This window comes from Actinoplanes sp. SE50/110 (assembly GCF_900119315.1).
In the GTDB taxonomy this organism is placed as follows: Bacteria; Actinomycetota; Actinomycetes; order Mycobacteriales; family Micromonosporaceae; genus Actinoplanes.
This window is the reverse complement of record NZ_LT827010.1, coordinates 135,948-155,000: the sequence shown is the minus strand read 5'-3', so window position 1 is coordinate 155,000 and position 19,053 is coordinate 135,948. Positions and strand designations below refer to the sequence as shown.

The following is a 19,053-nucleotide window of genomic DNA, read 5'->3' as shown; positions in this document are numbered from 1 at the left end:
GCACCGCCACCGCCACCGCCCCGATCATCTCGCCACCGGACTGCCCGGCGGTCGTCCCGCCGACCAGCACTCCCCGCTCCCCGTCCGCGACAAGTTTGAGGAATCCCTCGTTCCCCGGCCCGTGGATGAACCCTCGCGAGGTCTGGTTCAGCGGCACGTACCCCACCCGCACCTCGAGGCCGGCGTCCCGGGCCTGCTGCTCGGTCATCCCCACCGCCCCGATCTCCGGGTCGAGGAAGGTCACCCGCGGCCGCGCCCGGTAGTCGGCTCCCGGGCCGCCCTGCCCCAGGATGTCCCGCACCGCGATGTCCGCCTCGTACATCGCCATGTGGGTGAACGCCCCGTTCCCGGTCACGTCCCCCACCGCCCAGATGCCCTCGCCGGCGCGCAGCCGGTCATCGGTGGCCAGGAATCGAGCCGACGGGTCCAGCCCCACCCGGTCCAGCCCGAGCCCGCCGAGCCGGGCCGCCCGCCCGGTCGCGACCAGCAGCTTCTCGCCGGCCAGCACGCTGCCGTCGGAGAGGGTCACGTGGAACCCGTCGTCGTGGGCGACCTTCTGCGCGCGCACCCCGGTGACGATCCGGACCCCGTCGGCGGTCAGGGCGGCGGCCGCCACCTCGGACGACTCCGGTTCCTCCATGGCCAGCACCCGGGGTGAGCCCTCGATGACCGTCACCTGCACGCCGAACCGGGCGTACGCCTGGGCCAGCTCGCACCCGATCGCCCCGCCGCCGAGCACCAGCATCGATGCGGGCAGGGCCGCCGCTTCCACGGCCTCACGGTTCGTCCAGAACGGCGTACCGGACAGGCCCTCGATGGGTGGGACCACAGCGGCGGTGCCGGTGGCGATGACCACGCCGCGCGAAGCGGCGAATTCCTGGTCCCCGACCCGGACCTGACCGGGACCGGTCAGTTCGGCCGTGCCCCGGACGAACGTTCCGCCCTTACCGGTGAACCGCTCGACGGCGACCTTGTCGTTCCAGTCGTCGGTGGCCTCGTCGCGGATCCGTTTGGCGACCGGCGCCCAGTCGGCCCGCACCGTGGACGTCCCGGCGAGGCCGGGGATCCGGCGGGCCTCGGCCAGCGCGTTCCCGGCGCGGACCATGATCTTGGTGGGGATGCATCCCCAGTACGGGCATTCGCCACCGACCAGTCGGTGTTCGACGCCGATCACGCTCAGGCCGGCCGCGGCCAGGCGACCGGCGACCTCCTCGCCGCCGACACCGAGCCCGACGACCACCACGTCCACTTGCCGCGCTTCAGACATGACCCCACCTAAGCAGAAGGACCGTGCGCCGATTCCTCATGTGCCGCCGGCCACGACCGATTCTGGACCCTCGCGGAGGTACCGAGAAGGCGGGCGGTCATGAGGGGGCGATGGTGGGCGTCGGCTGGCGCCCGCCATCCTCATGGCCGCCTTCCCGCATGAGGTGATCGAGGCCTGGGTACGCCACGCGGGGTCCACCGGCGAGTACGTGTGACGGACGCAACCAGCCGGTGGACCCCGCAGCCTCAGTCGCGCAGCCAGACCGCCTCGTCCCGATGTGACTCCAACGGTCCGGGATAGTCGAGCCCGCGGCGTACCGATTCCGGCAGTCGCCACGGCTGATGCACCGTGACACCGTCGATGTCTTTCAACTCCGGTACGTAGCGCCGAACGTACACGCCCTGCGCATCGAATCGCTGCGCTTGGCGAATGGGATTGAACCTGCGATAGGGCCGGGTGTCGTTGCCGGTGCCGGCGGTCCACTGCCAGTTGCCGGAGTTGTTCGGCACGTCGCCGTCGAGCAGCCAGCGGAAGAACCATTGCAGCCCGGGCCGCCAGTCGATGCCCAGGTGTTTGGTGAGGAACGCGGCGGTGATCAGCCGGGCCCGGTTGTGCATCCAGCCCTCCGCGCGGAGCTGGCGCATGCCGGCGTCGACGATCGGCACCCCGGTCAGGCCGTCCTGCCAGTGACGCAGCGCGTCGTCGTCGTATCGCCAGTTCTGGTCCGCCTTCTCCCGCAGCGGCCGGGTGGAGATCTCCGGGAAGGTCGCGGTGACCTGGTAGTAGAAGTCCCGCCAGCACAGTTGCCGCAGGTAGGCCTGGGCGCCGGGAGAGTCGTCGGCTTTCGCGGCCAGCGCCAGTTCGAGCGGCGACAGGCAGCCGAACCGGAGGTAGGCGCTGAGCCGGCTGGTGTTGTCGGCGGCCATGTCGTCGTGGTCCTCGGCGTACCGCGCCATTTCTTTCTGCCAGGCCTGGAGCCGGCGGCGGCCCTCGGTCTCGCCACCGGCGACGGCGTCCGGTGAGTCGCCGGCGGGCATCTCGGGGAGCCTTCCCGGCGCGATGCCGGCCGGCATCGCGACCTTCCCCGGCGTTGCGGAGGGTGCGCGCCACCCAGCTTTCTCCCAGGCTTTGAAGTACGGCGTGAACACGCGGTACGACTCGCCTCCCCCGCCCGGCCGGACCGTACCGGGCGGCAGCACCGTGACGCTCGGCACCGTCTTCACCCGGAATCGCTCGTCCCGCAGCCGCCGCTCGCGCCGCTGGGCGTAACCGGTCACGTCGGCGGCCACCGTGATCGTCGACGCGTCCACCTCGGAGGCGACCGCGATGGTCTCGGCCACCGGGTCGCCCTCCCGGATCACCAGGTCGGCGCCACGCTCGCGGAGACTGTTCCGCAGGTCGGCCAGGCTCTGGTGGAGAAAGCGGCTGCGGTTGGCCGAGAGGCCGCTCAGCCGTGGGTCGAGGACGAACAGCGGCACCACCGGGTCGGGCCCGCTGAGCAGCGGGTTGTCGTGGATCCGCAGGTCGCGGGTGAACAGCGCGACGCGGGCGCCCATCTCAGGCCGCCAGTTCGACCGGGGTGCCGGGCCGGGTGAGCAGGCTGCGGACGGCGACCGCGGCCCGGCGCCGGTTCGGCACCGTGACCCGCCGGGCGAACACGTCGTAGTCGGCCGCCTCGATCTCGTCCAGGATCCCGCCGTACAGCTGGAAGGCGGTCCGCATGCAGGCCTGCGAGGTGCGTTCGAGCAGCGGGATGCCGGGGGCGGCGGCCGCGTAGTGCTCACGGGCGCGGTCCACCTCGGCCCGGATGAGCGCGCGGATCGCCGGGGTGGCGACGCCGGCGGCCAGGTCGGCGCGGGTCACACCGAACTCGGCGAGGTGCTCCTCGGGCAGGTAGATCCGGTCCCGCGCGAGGTCCTCGGCGACGTCCCGGATGAAGTTGGTGAGCTGGAAGGCGAAGCCGAGCTGGCGGGCCGGTTCGCGGGCGGCGGCCGGGTCGGTGGAGCCCAGGATCGGCAGCATCATGGTGCCGATCACGGCGGCCGAGCCCTCCATGTAGTCGAGCAGGTCGTCGTAGGTGCGGTAGCCGGTGACGGTGAGGTCCATCTCCATGCTGCGCAGGAACTTCGCGAAGTCCTCCAGGTCGAGCCCGAAGACCGCGATGGTGTGCAGCACGGCCGGGAGCAGCGGGTCGTCGACCGGCTCGCCGCGCAGTCCGGCGAGGAATCCGGCGGACCAGGTGGCCAGCTCGGCGGCGCGCTCGGCGGGTGGTTGCGCCTCGGTGCGGTCGACGATCTCGTCGGCGAACCGGGTGAATCCATACAGAGCGTGCACATGCCGGCGCTTCCAGGCCGGTAGTAACCGGGTCGCCAGGTAGTACGTGCGTCCGTGCTCTCGGTGTAGCTCACGGCACCGCTCATAGGCGGCGGCCAGATCGGTTTCCATCCCGGTCCTCCCGGATAAATCGACGCACGAATCGACGCAACTTCTGAGAGTTAGGGTACGGTACTGGACGTGGCCAATGACACCCTCGAGGGAAATCGCCTTGCCGCGATACCCCGGCAGTCCGTCTCTCACACTGGGCTGGTCGGTGCAGTCGAGGGGACGCTCGCCGACTTCCTCGCCTCCCAGATCGCCTCTCTCGACGCCGTCGACCCATCGCTCGGTGGCTTCGGCCGCACCGCCCGTGACCTGGTGATGGCCGGCGGCAAACGGCTGCGGCCGACGTTCGCGTACTGGGGCTGGCGCGGCGTCGCCGGGCCGGCCGCGGACGCCGAGACGCTGCTGCCCGCGCTCGGCGCGCTGGAGCTGATGCACACCTTCGCGCTCGTCCACGACGACGTGATGGACGACTCGTCCACCCGCCGCGGCCGGCCCACCGCCCACCGGATCTTCGCGGCCCAGCACGGCGGCCGGTTCGGCACGTCGGCCGCGATCCTGGTCGGCGACCTCTGCCTGGTCTGGGCCGACCAGCTGTTGGCCCGCACCCCGGTGCCGGCGGCCACCCTGCTTGCAGTCCGCGCGCATTACGACCGGATGCGGATCGAGGCGGTCGCCGGGCAGTATCTGGACGTCCTCGGTGAGACCGATCCGGCGTCCTGGTCGGTGGAGCGCGCACTGCTGGTCGCCCGGCACAAGACCGCCAGCTACACCGTGCAGCGGCCGCTCGACTTCGGCCTGGCCCTGGCCGGGGTCGAGGACGTGGAGGTCGCCGAGGCGTACCGGACCTACGGCATCGCCGTCGGCGAGGCCTTCCAGCTGCGCGACGACCTGCTCGGTGTCTACGGCGACCCGGCGGTGACCGGCAAACCGGTCAGCGACGACCTGCGCACCGGCAAACCGACCGCACTGCTGATGCTGGCCCGTCGGATGGCCACCCCCGGCCAGCTGGCCGAGCTGGAGTCGGCGGAGATCGAGCGCAAGGCGCAGGTCGTCGCCGAGACCGGCGCCCCGGCCCGGGTCGAGGAGATGATCCGTGCCCGGGTCACCGAAGGACTGACCGCGCTGGCCTCGGCGCCGATCGACGCCGAGGCCCGTGCCACCCTGATCGAGCTGGCCACCGTGGCGACGCAGCGCCCGGCATGATGAAACCCCCCACCCCCTGGAGCCGCGGCGTGCGCACTGTTACCGGACCCACCGATCGTGTCGTGATAGTGGGGGCCGGCCTGGCCGGCCTCTCCTGCGCCTTGCACCTGGCCGCAGCCGGGCGGCAGGTCACCGTCGTCGAGCGGGAGCCGGTGCCGGGCGGCCGCGCCGGGCGCCTCTCGGTCGGCGGATACGACTTCGACACCGGCCCGACCGTGCTGACCATGCCGGAACTGATCGCCGAGCCGCTCGCCGCGGTCGGCGAGAATCTCTCCGACTGGCTGGAGCTGACCCCGCTCGACCCGGCCTACCGGGCGTACTACCCGGACGGCTCCACGCTGGACGTCCGCACCGACACCACCCGGATGGCGGCCGAGATCGCCCAGGTCTGCGGCGCCCGCGAGGCCGACGGCTACCTGCGGTTCGTCGACTACACCCGGCGGCTCTGGCAGCTGGAACGGGACCACTTCATCGACCGGAACCTGGACAGTCCGCTCGACCTGCTCAACCTCAACCTGCTGAAGCTGCTCGGGATGGGCGCTTTCGGTCGCCTGCAGCCGAAGATCAACGAGTTCTTCCGCGATCCGCGGACCCAGCGGATCTTCTCGTTCCAGGCGATGTACGCCGGTCTCGCCCCGCACGACGCGATGGCCATCTACGCGGTGATCGCCTACCTCGACTCGGTCGCCGGGGTGTACTACCCCAAGGGCGGCATGCACGCCGTCCCCAAGGCGCTGGCCGGCGCCGCCGAGAAGCACGGGGTCACCTTCCGTTACGACACGACGGTCGAGCGGGTGCTCACCCAGCACGGCCGGGCGACCGGGGTGGTGACCGTCGGCGGGGACGTGATCGAGGCGGACACCGTCGTACTCAATCCCGACCTGCCCATCGCGTACCGCGACCTGCTGCCTGCCCGGAACAGCCGCAACCTGCGCTTTTCGCCCTCCTGCGTGGTACTCCACATCGGATCGTCACAGCGGTATTCGAAGATCGCACACCACAACATCCACTTTGGTACGACGTGGCGCCGCACCTTCGACGAAGTGATCAACCGTGGGCTGCTGATGAGCGACCCGTCACTGCTGGTCACCAATCCCACGCACACCGACCCCTCTGCCGCGCCCGACGGCAAACAGACCTACTACGTGCTGGCGCCCGCCCCGAACCTCGTCTCCGGTCCGATGAACTGGCGCGGCGGCCTCGCCGAACGGTATGCCGACGAGCTGCTGCGTACCCTGGAGCAGCGCGGCTACATCGGCTTCCGGGACGGGGTCGAGGTCGAACGGATCATCACGCCGGCCGACTGGGCCGACGACGGGATGGCGGCCGGCACGCCGTTCGCCGCCGCGCACACCTTCGCCCAGACCGGCCCGTTCCGGCCGGCGAACCTGCACCCCACGCTGCCGAACGTGGTCTTCACCGGTTCGGGCACACAACCCGGGGTCGGCGTGCCGATGGTGCTCATCTCCGGGAAGCTGGCCGCGAGCCGGATCACACAGGGAGCCTCATGAGCAGCATCGGTCACCTCAACCGTGAAGATCATCTCGTCGAGCTCGTCAACGAGGAGGGGCAGCCGCTCGGGTCGGCCACCGTCTCCGACGCCCACCTCTCGCCGGGTGCGCTGCACCGGGCCTTCTCGGTCTTCCTCACCGACGATGAGGGCCGGGTGCTGCTCCAGCAGCGGGCCGCGGCCAAAACCCGCTTCCCGCTCCGCTGGGGCAACACCTGCTGCGGCCACCCCGCGCCCGGCGAGCCGGTCACGGTCGCCGCGGCGCGGCGTCTCACCGAGGAATTGGCGGTACGTGACGTCACGCTGACCGAGATCGGCGTGTACACCTACCGCGCGACCGACCCGGTCACCGGCCGGGTGGAGCACGAATACGACCACGTGCTGATCGGCGCCCTGCCGGACGGCGTCGTGCCACACCCCGATCCGGCGGAGATCGCCACGCTGCGCTGGGCCTCGCTGCCCGGGCTGCGCACCGGGTTGACGGAGTCCCCCGAGCTGTACGCGCCCTGGCTCCCCGGGGTGTTCGAGATTCTCACGGAGCGGTCGGGTGTCCTTTCCACGGAGCGGTCGGGTGGCCGGTGAGGCGTTGAGCGCCGAGATCCCCACCTCGCCGGGCAGCTCGGTCGCCTCCTCGCACGACATCCCGGCCACAGCCGGTCCCGGCGCCGTCCGGACCGGCCCGGTGGCTGCCGCGCCCGGTGGCCCGAGCGATACGCCCCTGACCGACGCGACAGCTGCCGCGTCGGGTGCCGCGGACGACGCCTCCCGGGCCCGCCCGGCGACCGCCACGGACGACGCCTCCCGCACCGGCCCGGCGACCGCCGCGACGGATTCTCCGGACGACGCCGTCCGGACCGGCGTGGCAGATGCCGCGCCGGCCGGGCGGGCGGGCGATGTGGCGTTGAGTGCCGGGGCGGCCGCGCGGCGGCTGGGAGTGGCGGTCACGACCCTGCGCACCTGGCACCAGCGGTACGGGCTCGGGCCGAGCCGGCACGAGCCCGGACATCACCGGCGGTACACCGCCGAGGACATGGACCGGCTGCAGGTGATGCAGCGGCTCACCACTCAGGGCGTGGCGCCCGCCGAGGCCGCCGCCTGGGCGCGGTCCAGGCCCCTCACCCCACCGGAGCCCGGCGCGGCGCTGTACGACCCCACCGCCGTGGCGTCGCCACCCACCCCGGCCGCTCCCGGACAGCCCCCGGTCGGCCCCGCCGGCCGGGGCACCCGCCCGACCCGCGGACCGGCCCCGGCCGCTCGCGGGCTGACCCGGGCCGCGATGCGGCTCGACGTGCGCGGCATGCGCGACATCCTCTGCAGCACGCTGCACGACCGCGGCGTGATACCCGCCTGGACCGAGGTGATGGTCCCGGCTCTGGCCGCGATCGGCGACCGGTACGAGGCCACTCGGCGTTTCGTCGAGGTCGAACACCTGCTGTCGCGCGCCGTCACCGAAATCCTCGCCTCGGTCCCACACCCCGCCGGCTCTCCCCGGGTGCTGCTCGCCGCCGCCGACGAGGAACAGCACACACTGCCCCTGGAGGCCCTGGCCGCCGCCCTGGCCGAGGGAGGCGTGCCGAGCCGTCTGTTCGGCGCCCGGGTGCCGTCACAGGCCCTGCTGGACGCCATCGCCCGCACCGGCCCGGCTGCCGTCGTGCTCTGGTCGCAGCGCCCGGCCACCGGCATCGTCACCCAGCTGACCCGGGTCCGCGACATCCCGCACCCGCCGCTGGTCATCGCCGCCGCCGGCCCCGGCTGGCCGCATGACCTGCCTTCCGGGATCACCCGCCTGACCGGCCTCACCGAGGCCGTCCACCTGCTCGCCACGGTCTAGCCGCCTCCGCACGCCCCTGCCCGCACGGCCCCTGCCCGCACGGCCCCTGCCCGCACGCCCCTGCCCGCACGGCCCCTGCCCGCACGCCCCTGCCCGTGCGGCCCTGCCCGTGCGGCCCTCTCCGTGCGGCCGCCTTGGCGCGGCCCAGCGCCTTGCCGACGGCCGGCCGGCAACGTTTCCCCTGGTCAGCGAGGTACAGGCGGAAAGAGGGATACCGATTTGGCGGCCGCTCGGTGGATCACATATGCTTTGCAGGCCTCAACGGGGCGCGGTTGGGGCGAAGGCCACCAAACGTTGCTGATCGAGCACCCAGCTTGATGTGCAATGATGGCGGAGTTGCCCTCATCGTCTAGTGGCCTAGGACGCCGCCCTTTCAAGGCGGTAGCACGGGTTCGAATCCCGTTGGGGGTACTGGTAAGGTTAGCGACGCAGGTCGCTGACAGACCAGAGCAAGAAAAGCAGTGAAATAGCAAGGTCCTGTGGAGCAGTTGGAGTGCTCGCCGCCCTGTCAAGGCGGAGGTCGCGGGTTCAAGTCCCGTCAGGACCGCAAAGCACCAAGCACGGCCAGGTAGCTCAGTTGGTACGAGCGTCCGACTGAAAATCGGAAGGTCGGCGGTTCGACCCCGCCCCTGGCCACCAGGCCTCTCGCCGGGCACTGAGCACCGTCCACCTGCGGAAACGCATGGTGGACGTTTTGCTTTCCGGGCCTCCCCGACGTCTGCTTCCGGCTTCTCACCGGCGTTTTGTTTCTTGCTCCTCCCCGACATTCGCTTCCCCGCTCGTCCCGACGGGCGCCGCCGCCGGGGTCGCGTAACAGATGTTCCCGGCCGTCCCGGGATCTGGTCGGCAGTTGAGCGTGTGAAGCGCCCGGCGGAGGCGCCGGGCGCTTCTGCTTTGCGCGAGCGCCCCCGCGGCTCGTCCCGCCATCGTATGAACGATCGGTTTCGCGGTTGCTCCCTGATTCGTGCCACTCGCCGCCGAGCGGCCGGGAGCAAACCGGGTTGCCTTGGACGATGGTGCCGGTCGGCGCCCGGAGAAACGCCGGGACGTGGCCACCGGACGGGGGCTCGGGGCGGCGGCGGATCGGCGGTCCAGGGTGGAGCGGTGAAGGTCTACTCGGGAACGCGCCGTCGGGCCGGTTGTCCACAGGGCGGGGAAAGCCTCTTGTAGCGGACGGCTCCGCTGACTAAGAGTGTTAGCGGTATCGGTCCGGTTGGCGAGGAGGCACAGCGACGTGCAGAGCTTCACGAACGAGGCCGAGCAGACGGCTTACAACCTGGCCGAGGCTCTGGCGGAAAAGGCGATGACCTTCATGAGAAACGCGGAGGAGGCGGCCGAGACGTTCCGGCGCGGGCGGATTGCGATGCGCCGGCAGTTCATGGCGCGCGGGTTGTCCGAGGCGGAGGCGGACATCAGGTTCGCCGGCACCACGCAGGCGTCCCGGGCGATCGCGGACAACACCTTCTTCATGTCGCAGGCGTCGATGTACAACACGGCCGCCGCGACGCAGTACGCGAAGGCGTTGTATCTGAAGAAGCAGTGACCGCTCAGGCCGCCCGGTGACGCAGTGTCGCGACCGTGGAGCCGGCCAGGGCGAGCAGGCAGTCGGGCAGCTGGCCGTCGGCGATCGCGGCGCCGAAGAGGGCTTCGCCGGTGTTGGCGTCCCCGTTGACGTAGGCGCTGACGAAACGGGCGACCCAACGCTTATCGTATCGGGCATCGTCGATACCAGGGAATTCCAGGGTCCAGGCGCCGATGCCGGGTAGCTGGCCGACCATGGTGGCGGCCAGGCACCACGCGACGTCCCACGCGCCGACGACGCCGTCCCGGCTGACGACGGCGTTGAAGGTGCTGGCCACGGCATCGCTGTCACCGCTGAGCGCGGAGGTCAGGATCTGCGTGGCGTCGTCGAACGCGTGCTGTGGTGCTTCGGTCACGTTCCAAACCGTACGCGTAATCGTCAAGCCACGCTCGGCGGCGAACGACTCCGGGAAAGCGGTCCGGCCGCCCGCCTCCGGGCGGCCGCGGATCGGCCGCCGGGCGAGAGGGCCGCGAAACAGCCAGGTCATGGGCGGTGCCGAGTCGGACGCGGAAGCCGGTCAGGTGACCGAGGCGGTGCGAGTCAGGCGCCGCGCAGCAGGCACGTGATGCGGGCGGTGCAGACCCGCTCGCCGGCCTCGTCCTCCAGAACCACCTCGTAGGTGGCCACGGCGCGACCTCGGTGCACCGGCACCGCGACGCCGGTCACCAGGCCGGAGCGGGCCGCCTTGTGGTGGGTGGCGTTGATGTCGACGCCGACCGCGAACGGCCGATCGACCGTCTGCCCGTGCAGGACCGCGCCGACCGACCCGAGGGTCTCGGCGAGCACGCAGGACGCTCCGCCGTGCAGCAGACCGTACGGCTGGGTGTTGCCCTCGACCGGCATCGTGCCGACCACCCGCTCCGCCGTGGCCTCGGTGATCACGATGCCCATCCGCTCGGCAAGCGCACCGCCTCCGTTGCTGGTGAAGAGGTGCTGCATGCCGTCTTCCGCGATATCCACGACGGCGTACGTTACCCCCGGCCGGATCGGGCACCAGCGACACGTGTCACAACGATCGGACTGCGGTTTGCGTCCACCGGGTACTCATGTGGCGGTTGTGCCGCGTGATCCATCCGGGCAGAGTCGGGGTCCGTACCGACTGACAGATCCTGGAATTCCGCAAGAGGAGACGAGATGAGCGAGCCGCAGGAGATCGTCGAGACCCGGGGCGACGACCGCGTCGACCTGATCACCAGCGACGCCAACCACGACGGGAAGGTGGACGTCTGGGTGTCGGACACCGACGGCGACGGCAAGCCGGACCTGTTCCAGTTCGACACCGACGGCGACGGCAAGGTCGACGTGACGATGGTCGACCTGGACGAGGACGGCACGCCGGACACGATCGTCGACGGGGACGGCGGCCTGCCCCCGGCCGGCACCGTCTGAGCATCGCCCGGACAGCGGGTCAGGCGCCGCCGAGGGCGGACAGGGCAACCCACAGCACGGCGATCGCCACCGCTGCGGTGCCCACCGTCGAGGCGGTGTGCCGCCACGTGCGTACCCCCTCGACCGCCTCCGGGTGCCCCAGAGCCTGCAGGGTGGCGCGATGGTGGCGTACCTCGCCATGGTGGTGATCTGTCTGCGGCAGCGGTTGGGACGTCCGGCTGAGCTCGACGGCCAGCCGGGCCTGGGCGCGCTGCAGACGGCGCACCGCCGACCTGGCCCGGCGGCCGGCCCGGTCGCCGGCGTGCCGGCGGGCCGCGGCCCGGCGGGCCCCGGAACCGAGCGCGTGCAACTCGGCCTCGGTGATCACCTCGGGGTCGCCGAGCCCGGCGAGCCGGGCGACGTAATACTCCGCCTCGCGGTCGTGCGCCCGGCGGACCAGGAACAGGATCAGCAGCAGCGGCGGCAGGCCTTTGAAGGTGAGCACGGCGAGCAACGCCACCGCGCCGTTGCCGAGCCCGTCGCGGAACAGCGGCGAGTTCCACAGCACGTGTGACGCCCACGCGCCGAACAGGGCCAGGCCGGCCATCGTGAGCCGGCGCGACCGGCTGCGGTCGGTGTGCACCACCAGATAGCCGATGCCGGCGCCGGCCAGCGCGCCGAACAGGGTGTGACTCCAGACCCCGGCCAGGAATCCACGGACCAGGAACGTGGTGATCACCGGCCGCACCTCGTCGCCCTGCCCGGCCAGCGCGACCGCCCCGATCGCGAAGACGATGTCCTCGACGATCTGGAAGCCGAGCCCGACCAGCGCGCCGTAGACGACGCCGTCCAGCACGCTGTTCACCTGGGAGCGGGCGATCAGCACGATGGCCACCACGCCGAGCGTCTTGGCGATCTCCTCGACCGTGGGGCCGGCCAGGGCGGCGCCCCAGTCGGCGGCCAGGCCGGGTGAGCCGAGTTTGGCGATCAGGTTCTCCAGGGCGGTGCTGCCCGGGATGGAGACGCTGGTGGCGACCACACCGCCCCAGGCGAACGCGACGGCGAGCAGCCCGGCCGGTTCCCGTTCCAGGAAGTCGAGCTCCTGGACGAACATCCAGAACGGGACGGCGAGCAGGGCGAACAGGCCGAGCGCGGTGATCGTGGCGATCGGGTAGAGGTGCAGGAACCGGGCCAGGAGTTGCGACATCCGCACCGCGCCGGCGGCGAGCAGGGTGATCACCACCCAGAACGCGGGCACCCGGACGAGGGTGTCGAGCCGGGTGTCGCCGGGCCGCACCGGTTCACTCATCGGTCACCCCTCGTATCGCACGGTCCGGGTGCTGGCGTCGATGGCCGGCAGCGTGTGGTCCAGGTCGAGGTCGGCGCCGCTGACGGTGACCTCGATGGTCAGGCCGTGCACGACGAAGACGGCGTACCGGCCGCCGCGGTCGCCGGCGGTGTATCCGCCCTGCAGACCGGCCAGCCCACCGGCGGTGGAGACGGCGAGCTGGGTGCCGGTGATCTGGTAGCCGGCGGTGCCGGTGATCCGCTGCCGGAGTCGGACGGCGGCCTGGGTGAGGTTGCCGGAGAAGGGTTGTACGGCGATCGCGTACCGCACCGGGCCGAGCCGGAACAGCGCGGTGCCCTGGTCCTCGCCCGGCCGGGTCCCGGTGACGTCCAGGGTGGCGCCGGTCGGGGGCACCACGGTGACCCCGGCACCGACCCGGTACGGCTGACCGGCCGGCACGGCCCGCTGGGCCGAGACGGCGTGGTCGAGTGCCGGCAGGCCGAAGGCGAGCGCCGCCAGGAGGGCGACCAGAACGATCGCGCCGAGCAGTCCGGGTGTGCTGGGGAGATCGGTGAGATGACGCCGCGTGACCGTCCCCATTCGTCCACGCTATCGGCGCAGGCGCGGTGATGTCCGGTGATCCTGGCCGGTCGCCACAGTGGACGGACGATCAACCTGGCAGATTACGGATTTGTCCGTTTTAGCGAAAGGTGCACTGGGGGCACGACGGAGGTCAACCAGACCCCGTTCTCGCTGCGGTGGAAGACGTGCCCCGCGGCGGCCATCACCCCGGCGGCCACCTCGAAGACCACCACGTCGGGCGACCGGCGCCGGCCCACCACCAGGGCGGTCGGCACGTCCGCCGACAGGTGCACGTGGTGCCGGGTGCGCGGGCGCAGCCCGTCCCGCAGGATCGCGTCGAGGTTGGCCCGCGGCGTGCCGTGGAACAGCGTCGCGGGCGGGATGGCCGGCGGCAGGTCCAGGTCGACCTCGACCCGGCGGGAATGACCCTGGCTGGCCCGGATCCGCTCCACCCCGTCGGGGCCGGCGGCGACCGCGAACCGGGACTTGTCGTTGAAGGCGACCACGTGGTCGAGCTCGGCGCGGCTGATCCCCAGCGCGGCGAGGAAGTCGGCGACCGGCACCCAGCCCTGCGGGTCCAGCGTCAGCCCGGCCGTCTCCGGCCGGTGCCGCAGCACCAGGGACATCCGGCGACTGAGACGCACCTGGTCACGGGTGAGTTCGGTCAATGATTCTGCTCCATGACCGCAAGGTAGTACGGGTGGTCCTGCCGGTCGACCGATTTCAGATGCCATCCGGTGCCCTGCAGCAGCGCGTCGAGCTCGTCAACGGAGCAGTTCAGATAGTCGAACCAGTCGGTGGCCACCAGCCGGTAGCGCAGCCGCAGCCGCAACTGCCCGCCGAGCCGCCCGCGCTCCCGGTTCCGCCGGTGGTAGCTGACGTGCACCGGATCCTTGGTGCCGTACGGGTCGGCGCCCTGCGCGATGATCCGCGCACCCGGGTTCGCCAGGCGGGACAGCGCCGCCAGGAAGGCCGGCGCCCGCTCGGGCCCCTCGATCAGGCCCAGGTTGTTGCCGAGCAGCAGGAAGGTGTCGTATCGCGCGGTGGCCGTGGCGTAGCGGTCCACGGTGCTCAGCACGGTGTCGCGCAGCCCCCGCTTGCGGGCCACCGCGATCGCCCCGGGCGAGGTGTCCAGCCCGGTCACCGCCATGCCGCGGCGCTGCAGTTCGAGCGCGATCCGGGCGGCGCCCACCCCGATGTCCAGCACGTGCCCGCGGCACAGGCGCAGGGCCCGGTGGTCGTGCGGTTGCCAGGCGTCCGGCTCGTCCAGGTAGTGGTCGGCCGGGGCACCGTTGATCAGGCCGTCGTCCCGCTCGATCACCTCGATCACCGGGCGGGGCAGGCGGCCACCGGCCAGGGGGCGGGGGCCGATGCCGGTTCGCACCGCGTACGCGTCTGTGATCATCTCGCCGAAGGCGTCGCCGATCGTCGGCTGCTCCATGGCTCACTACTCTTGTTGCCGCGCCCGCCGGGGGGCAACTCGGCCCCCCCGCGTAACCCAGCCCGGCCTAGATCGTTGATCTAGCCGAGGACGAACGAGAAAACGAAGAAGGGGCGATACGCCTTCCCCAGCGCACGCCCCTTACAACGATCTAGGTCGAACCGGTCAGTCACCCTGCCGCTGCGTGGGAATCTGCCCCTGCAGCAGGGCGCGAACCTCCGACTCCCGGTAGCGACGGTGGCCGCCGAGCGTGCGAATAGCGCTGAGCTTGCCCGCCTTCGCCCACCGGGTGACGGTCTTCGGGTCGACACGGAACATCGACGCCACCTCGGCCGGCGTTAGTAGCGGCTCAGGATCGTGCGTACGCGATGCCATCGGTCACTCCTCCACAGGTGCCTAAAAACATCGGCCGGGGTCCCGCCGGCCGGTGCGTCTCTCATGGTCCGGCTAGTCCCCGATGTCCGACATGGGCCGAACGGACGAACGTCCCCAGATAGACGGATGAAGCATGCCCGATTTTTGCGTGTTTTCTACGCCAGATAGTGTCTCGTTTAGTCCGATTATCACGCTTCGGGGGTCGCCGATTACGAAGAGTGTTCGCTTCGGGAGCGCTCTCATCGGCGGGGAAACTTCCCGATCTGTCCTATTTCCCCAGGTCAGTTGCACCGCTCCAGAAGTTGGACACTTCGCCATCTAGCGACCAGCTTCTCGTACGCCTCGCCAGCCGCGTCGGCGTCGCCCTGGGACAGGGCGGACAGCCCGGCCGCCACCAGTCCGGGGGAATCGTCACCGGTCAGCTTGTCCTCCGGAAGGAGGTTGACCAGGCCGCCGTAGTCCAGCTCGACCACCGACCGGGGGTGGAACTCCTCCAACCACCGGGTGCCCTCCTCGACCGCCTCGGTGATCGGGGCGTCGCCGAGCGACTTACGCAGCACCGACACCGCCCGATGCGCGCGCCGGCGAGCCTTGGAGATCTCGGTCCGGTAACGCAGGGTGCGCCGCCGGCCGGTCAGGGCGATCTCCCGCTCCTCCAGGTCGACGAAGGCGAACCAGCGCAGTGGGACCCCCCAGGTGGCGATCTGCTCGTGCACCCGAGGAACGCCCTGCTCCAGCACCCGGGCGCCGCTGCGCCAGTCCTCCACCACCGCCTTGGCCTGGCCGGCCAGCACCGGGGGGACGAACGCGTCGGCCAGCACCGCCGGAACGCCGTCGCGGGCGCTCAGTGCCGCCTCGGCGACCCGCAGCCGCAGGTTCCACGGGCAGATCAGCAGAGCGTTCTCCCACTCCAGGACATACGCCTCGTCGGGCAGGTCGGGCAGCCGGGTCCACCCGGCGCCGAGCGCCTCCAGGACGGCGGTGCGCTGCCGGACCGGGCCCTCGATCGGCCCCAGGTCGCGACCCTCCTTGGCGTAGCGGCGCCAGAAGACCTGCCGCTCCCGGTCGAAGGCGGTCAGTGGCTCGTAAACCCGTAGGTACGACGCGAACAGTGACGGCACGGCGCGATCCTTTCACGAATTTGCCCGGGTGGAACTTCCCGCGCGGGCGTAATCACCGTGCCGTTCTCGCGATTAGGCTCGCCATGTCCGGCCTACCCCGCCGGGTGACGGGCCCCACGAAGGCCCACCGACGAATCAGGAGAACAACGATGGGTGTGTTCGACACCGACGGCACCGACGCCAGCGGGCACGAACAGGTCGTCTTCTGCCAGGACCGGGTCTCCGGCCTGAAGGCGATCATCGGGATCTACTCGACGGCCCTCGGGCCGGCGCTCGGCGGCACACGGTTCTACCCGTACGAGAGCGAGGAGGCCGCCCTCGCCGACGTGCTGCGGCTGTCCCGCGGCATGGCGTACAAGAACGCGCTGGCCGGCCTGGACCTGGGTGGCGGTAAAGCGGTCATCTGGGGCGACCCGGCCACGGTCAAGTCCGAGGCGCTGCTGCGTGCCTACGGCCGCTTCGTCGAGTCCCTGCGCGGCCGCTACTACACCGCCTGCGACGTCGGCACGTACGTGCCGGACATGGACGTGATCGCCCGCGAAACCCGGTACGTCACCGGCCGCAGCGTCGAGCACGGCGGCGCCGGCGACTCCTCGGTCCTCACCGCCTGGGGCGTCTTCCAGGGCATGCGGGCCGCCGCCGAGCACACCTGGGGCAGCCCCACGCTCGCCGGCCGCACGGTCGGCGTGGCCGGCCTCGGCAAGGTCGGCAAGTATCTGGTCGGCCACCTGGTCGCCGACGGCGCCACCGTGGTGGCCACCGACGTGAACGAGGCGGCCCTGCAGTGGGCCCGCACCACCCACCCCGAGGTTCACCTGGTCCCGGACAACCAGACGCTGATCACTTCGGATCTCGACGTCTACGCCCCCTGCGCGCTGGGCGGCGCCCTCAACGACGACACGGTCCCGCTGCTGCGCGCCCGGGTGGTCACCGGCGCGGCCAACAACCAGCTGGCCCACCCCGGCATCGGCAAGCTGCTCGACGACCGCGGCATCCTCTACACCCCGGACTACGTGGTGAACGCGGGCGGCGTGATCCAGGTGGCCGACGAGATCGAGGGCTTCAACTTCGAGCGGGCCAAGCTGCGGGCGACCGGGATCTTCGAGACCACCCGGCGGATCCTGCAGCTGGCCGACGACGAGGGGGTGCCGCCCGCGGTGGCGGCGGACCGCCTCGCCGAGCGGCGGATGGCCGATGTCGGCCGGCTGCGCTCCATCCACCTCGGCTAGACCGGTTCAGTACCGCCGCGCGACGCCTGAAATGGGCGCCGCGCGGCGGTTCGGGGCCTTCCGGCGGGCTCTCCGGAAGAAGAACCGCGACGCGCGGCAGTGTCACACGCAACCCGAGGTGCCGAAGACGGCATCGTCCATGTACCGTAAGACCCACGAGAGATGCCTGACGTCATCGGGGCCCGCCTTCGGGCTGCCCCGAATTCTGTGCGAGGGGGTCGAGCCATGGGGCGCGGCCGTGCTAAGGCCAAGCAGACGAAGGTGGCCCGGGAGTTGAAGTACCACTCCCCGAACACCGACCTCACCGCCTTGCAGCGCGAACTGGCCGGTAGTACACGCCAGTCCGATCATCATTTCGACGACGACAATGAAGAGTTCGTCGATGATGACGAGGATGACGCTGACGACGACCAGGATTCCTGGTCGCCTCCAAGGCGTATTTGACCCGTATTGCACAGAGCACGCGGTGTGACCCGCGTGCTCACGTGCGCCGTGGTCATCAACTCCTGACGGCTACAGGGAAAAGCCCACGCGGGCGGTGTCCGCGTGGGCTTTGACCGAGCAGCGTTTCACCGCGGCCGGTTGTTCCAGTTGTAGAACGTGGGAATGTTCTCGAAGTGGTTCCAGGCGCACACCGCCGAGCCGCTTTCGGGAGTCGCCTCCTCGGCACGTTGCCGGCGGGCCGTCTCGGCCTCCGCGATGAGCGCGGCCAGGCCGGCCCGGGTGTCATGCACCCGTGCCGTCACCGGATCCGTCTCCACGGCGTCAGACGGCCGTGGGCTCGTGATCTCGGGCATGGTCCAGCACTCCCTCCAATAGGCGAATCTTGCTGTTCCGGCAGTGGTTCGTCTCGGTGACGTCGAATCTGCCGTGTTCGAAGTAGCGGTTCGCCGCGTGCGCGCCGCCGCAGAAACCGAAATACGGGCAGCTCTGCCGGCACGCCTCCACGCCCTGCAGGAACTCGCCGATCCACGGTGTCCGCCCGGCGTCCGCGAGGATCTGCCGCAGCGGGGTGGTCAGCACGTTGCCACTGGTGAAATCGCCGTAGCGCGGGTCGTGGAACCCGGCCAGTTCGGGCGAGAGCAGCACCACCGAGCCGTCGTGGGCGATCGTCGGGATCGGGTCGAGCCGGCGGGGCAGCAGCCGGTCAGCCGTGCCGTCGAGCACGGCGGCCACATAGCGCAGCGACCACTCCACCTCGCGCAGATGGATCCGCGGCTCCCGGCGCCAGGCGCCGACCAGCTCCGCCCAGAACGCGCTGACCGCGGCCGGGTCGTGGCTGTTCTGCCGGAGGTTGACGCCCTCCTGCTCCTCCACGTTGATGCCGAGCACCTCGCAGCCCAGGCCGAGAAAATACTCGTACAGCTCGGTGGCGACGCCCGGGCGCGGATCGGCCACCACGCACAGCGCGGAGAACGGGATGCCGTGCCGGCGCAGCGCCGCGATCCCCTTGGCGATCAGGTCGTACGCCGGTTTCCCGGCCCGGTCCACCCGGTCACCGTTACGGTCCGGCGGCCCGTCGACGCTGACGCTCACCCGCACGTCGTGAGCCTTGAAGAACTCGCACCAGGCGTCGTCGATCAGCGTGGCGTTGGTCTGGATGTGGTGCTCCACATCCGGTCCGAACGGCGCGAACAGGGCCGCCAGGTGGGCCGCTCCCGCGGTCAGCGGCTCACCGCCGTGCCAGACCACCGAGAACCGGCCGGCCCGGGCGAAGCCGGCGACCTCGGCCGCCACCGCCTCGGCGACGGCGACCGGCATCTTCCGGTTCTCCCGGCGGAACGGCAGATAGCAGTAATTGCAGGCCAGGTTGCACAGAGTAGTCGGCTGCATGACCACATAGCCGGGTTCCGGCGAGATGCCCCGCATCCCGC

Annotated in this window: 21 protein-coding genes and 3 tRNA genes (1 of these 24 cut by a window edge); 11 read left to right on the top strand and 13 right to left on the bottom strand. The window is 71.1% G+C overall.

Annotated features, from left to right (window positions below):
* From ACSP50_RS00740 to ACSP50_RS00730, 3 genes are all read right to left on the bottom strand, one after another.
* On the bottom strand, positions 1–1,267 hold the 5' portion of the coding sequence (locus ACSP50_RS00740; protein WP_014687236.1) for an NAD(P)/FAD-dependent oxidoreductase. Its footprint begins 95 nt before the window's first position; the window shows 1,267 of its 1,362 coding nt (coding positions 1–1,267); it begins with the start codon at positions 1,265–1,267; its stop codon lies off the left edge, out of view.
* A 245-nt stretch (positions 1,268–1,512) separates the two neighbouring features.
* On the bottom strand, positions 1,513–2,823 hold the full coding sequence (locus ACSP50_RS00735) for a deoxyribodipyrimidine photo-lyase (RefSeq protein ID WP_014687235.1): 1,311 nt from the start codon (positions 2,821–2,823) through the stop codon (positions 1,513–1,515).
* Position 2,824: 1 nt separating this feature from the next.
* Complete coding sequence (locus tag ACSP50_RS00730; protein ID WP_014687234.1) at positions 2,825–3,712, bottom strand: phytoene/squalene synthase family protein; 888 nt, start codon at positions 3,710–3,712, stop codon at positions 2,825–2,827.
* Between the two features lie 69 nt (positions 3,713–3,781).
* On the opposite strand from ACSP50_RS00730, the gene ACSP50_RS00725 reads away from it, so the two are divergent.
* The 8 genes from ACSP50_RS00725 (at position 3,782) to ACSP50_RS00690 (ending at position 9,736) form a co-directional block, all read left to right on the top strand.
* Complete coding sequence (locus ACSP50_RS00725; RefSeq protein ID WP_014687233.1) at positions 3,782–4,852, top strand: polyprenyl synthetase family protein; 1,071 nt, start codon at positions 3,782–3,784, stop codon at positions 4,850–4,852.
* A 29-nt stretch (positions 4,853–4,881) separates the two neighbouring features.
* On the top strand, positions 4,882–6,363 hold the full coding sequence (gene crtI, locus ACSP50_RS00720; RefSeq protein WP_043510597.1) for a phytoene desaturase family protein: 1,482 nt from the start codon (positions 4,882–4,884) through the stop codon (positions 6,361–6,363).
* Positions 6,360–6,944 (top strand): isopentenyl-diphosphate Delta-isomerase, encoded by a 585-nt coding sequence (gene idi, locus ACSP50_RS00715; RefSeq protein ID WP_014687231.1) that lies wholly within the window; start codon positions 6,360–6,362, stop codon positions 6,942–6,944. The genes crtI and idi overlap by 4 nt, the downstream gene beginning before the upstream one ends.
* On the top strand, positions 6,910–8,193 hold the full coding sequence (locus ACSP50_RS00710) for a MerR family transcriptional regulator (RefSeq protein ID WP_369793895.1): 1,284 nt from the start codon (positions 6,910–6,912) through the stop codon (positions 8,191–8,193). The genes idi and ACSP50_RS00710 overlap by 35 nt, the downstream gene beginning before the upstream one ends.
* A 338-nt stretch (positions 8,194–8,531) precedes the next feature.
* Positions 8,532–8,604 (top strand) — tRNA-Glu (locus tag ACSP50_RS00705).
* Between the two features lie 62 nt (positions 8,605–8,666).
* Positions 8,667–8,740 (top strand) — tRNA-Asp (locus tag ACSP50_RS00700).
* 15 nt (positions 8,741–8,755) lie between these two features.
* Positions 8,756–8,832: transfer RNA gene (locus tag ACSP50_RS00695), tRNA-Phe, on the top strand.
* Between the two features lie 595 nt (positions 8,833–9,427).
* A complete protein-coding gene (locus ACSP50_RS00690; RefSeq protein WP_014687229.1) occupies positions 9,428–9,736 on the top strand; it encodes a hypothetical protein in 309 nt (102 codons plus the stop codon).
* Between the two features lie 4 nt (positions 9,737–9,740).
* Here the strand turns inward: ACSP50_RS00690 and ACSP50_RS00685 are convergent, their stop codons facing one another.
* Both ACSP50_RS00685 and ACSP50_RS00680 read right to left on the bottom strand, forming a co-directional pair.
* Complete coding sequence (locus ACSP50_RS00685; RefSeq protein ID WP_043513260.1) at positions 9,741–10,130, bottom strand: hypothetical protein; 390 nt, start codon at positions 10,128–10,130, stop codon at positions 9,741–9,743.
* Between the two features lie 185 nt (positions 10,131–10,315).
* Positions 10,316–10,714, bottom strand: a complete 399-nt coding sequence (locus ACSP50_RS00680; protein ID WP_014687227.1) for a hotdog fold thioesterase — start codon at positions 10,712–10,714, stop codon at positions 10,316–10,318.
* A 195-nt stretch (positions 10,715–10,909) separates the two neighbouring features.
* Here ACSP50_RS00680 and ACSP50_RS00675 point away from each other — a divergent pair, with 195 nt between their 5' ends.
* Positions 10,910–11,164 (top strand): hypothetical protein, encoded by a 255-nt coding sequence (locus ACSP50_RS00675; RefSeq protein WP_014687226.1) that lies wholly within the window; start codon positions 10,910–10,912, stop codon positions 11,162–11,164.
* 19 nt (positions 11,165–11,183) lie between these two features.
* Here ACSP50_RS00675 and ACSP50_RS00670 read toward each other — a convergent pair whose 3' ends face one another.
* The 6 genes from ACSP50_RS00670 to ACSP50_RS00645 all read right to left on the bottom strand — a co-directional run bounded on the left by ACSP50_RS00670 (position 11,184) and on the right by ACSP50_RS00645 (position 15,950).
* Positions 11,184–12,452 (bottom strand): PrsW family intramembrane metalloprotease, encoded by a 1,269-nt coding sequence (locus tag ACSP50_RS00670; protein ID WP_014687225.1) that lies wholly within the window; start codon positions 12,450–12,452, stop codon positions 11,184–11,186.
* 3 nt (positions 12,453–12,455) lie between these two features.
* Positions 12,456–13,031, bottom strand: coding sequence for a hypothetical protein (locus tag ACSP50_RS00665; RefSeq protein ID WP_014687224.1), 576 nt, complete (start codon positions 13,029–13,031; stop codon positions 12,456–12,458).
* An 83-nt stretch (positions 13,032–13,114) separates the two neighbouring features.
* Positions 13,115–13,681 (bottom strand): RNA 2'-phosphotransferase, encoded by a 567-nt coding sequence (locus tag ACSP50_RS00660; RefSeq protein ID WP_014687223.1) that lies wholly within the window; start codon positions 13,679–13,681, stop codon positions 13,115–13,117.
* Positions 13,678–14,454 carry a bifunctional 2-polyprenyl-6-hydroxyphenol methylase/3-demethylubiquinol 3-O-methyltransferase UbiG gene (locus tag ACSP50_RS00655; protein WP_014687222.1) on the bottom strand — a complete coding sequence of 259 codons (777 nt, stop codon included), beginning with the start codon at positions 14,452–14,454 and terminating at the stop codon, positions 13,678–13,680. Before ACSP50_RS00655 ends, ACSP50_RS00660 begins: the two co-directional genes overlap by 4 nt.
* A gap of 165 nt (positions 14,455–14,619) precedes the next feature.
* The gene (locus tag ACSP50_RS00650; RefSeq protein WP_014687221.1) at positions 14,620–14,829 is read right to left on the bottom strand and encodes a BldC family transcriptional regulator; all 210 of its coding nucleotides are present in this window, start codon (positions 14,827–14,829) and stop codon (positions 14,620–14,622) included.
* 281 nt (positions 14,830–15,110) lie between these two features.
* Complete coding sequence (locus tag ACSP50_RS00645; protein ID WP_014687220.1) at positions 15,111–15,950, bottom strand: hypothetical protein; 840 nt, start codon at positions 15,948–15,950, stop codon at positions 15,111–15,113.
* 149 nt (positions 15,951–16,099) lie between these two features.
* Between ACSP50_RS00645 and ACSP50_RS00640 the strand changes: the two genes are divergently transcribed.
* Both ACSP50_RS00640 and ACSP50_RS00635 read left to right on the top strand, forming a co-directional pair.
* Positions 16,100–17,179: a Glu/Leu/Phe/Val dehydrogenase gene (locus ACSP50_RS00640; protein ID WP_014687219.1), complete on the top strand. Its 1,080-nt coding sequence runs from the start codon at positions 16,100–16,102 to the stop codon at positions 17,177–17,179.
* A 225-nt stretch (positions 17,180–17,404) separates the two neighbouring features.
* A complete protein-coding gene (locus ACSP50_RS00635; RefSeq protein WP_014687218.1) occupies positions 17,405–17,623 on the top strand; it encodes a DUF3073 domain-containing protein in 219 nt (72 codons plus the stop codon).
* 125 nt (positions 17,624–17,748) lie between these two features.
* Here ACSP50_RS00635 and amcA read toward each other — a convergent pair whose 3' ends face one another.
* Together amcA and amcB are read right to left on the bottom strand one after the other, a co-directional pair.
* Positions 17,749–17,976, bottom strand: a complete 228-nt coding sequence (gene amcA / locus ACSP50_RS00630) for a multiple cyclophane-containing RiPP AmcA (protein WP_014687217.1) — start codon at positions 17,974–17,976, stop codon at positions 17,749–17,751.
* The gene (gene amcB, locus ACSP50_RS00625; protein WP_304412720.1) at positions 17,945–19,048 is read right to left on the bottom strand and encodes a cyclophane-forming radical SAM peptide maturase AmcB; all 1,104 of its coding nucleotides are present in this window, start codon (positions 19,046–19,048) and stop codon (positions 17,945–17,947) included. Before amcB ends, amcA begins: the two co-directional genes overlap by 32 nt.
* Positions 19,049–19,053: the final 5 nt, after the last annotated feature.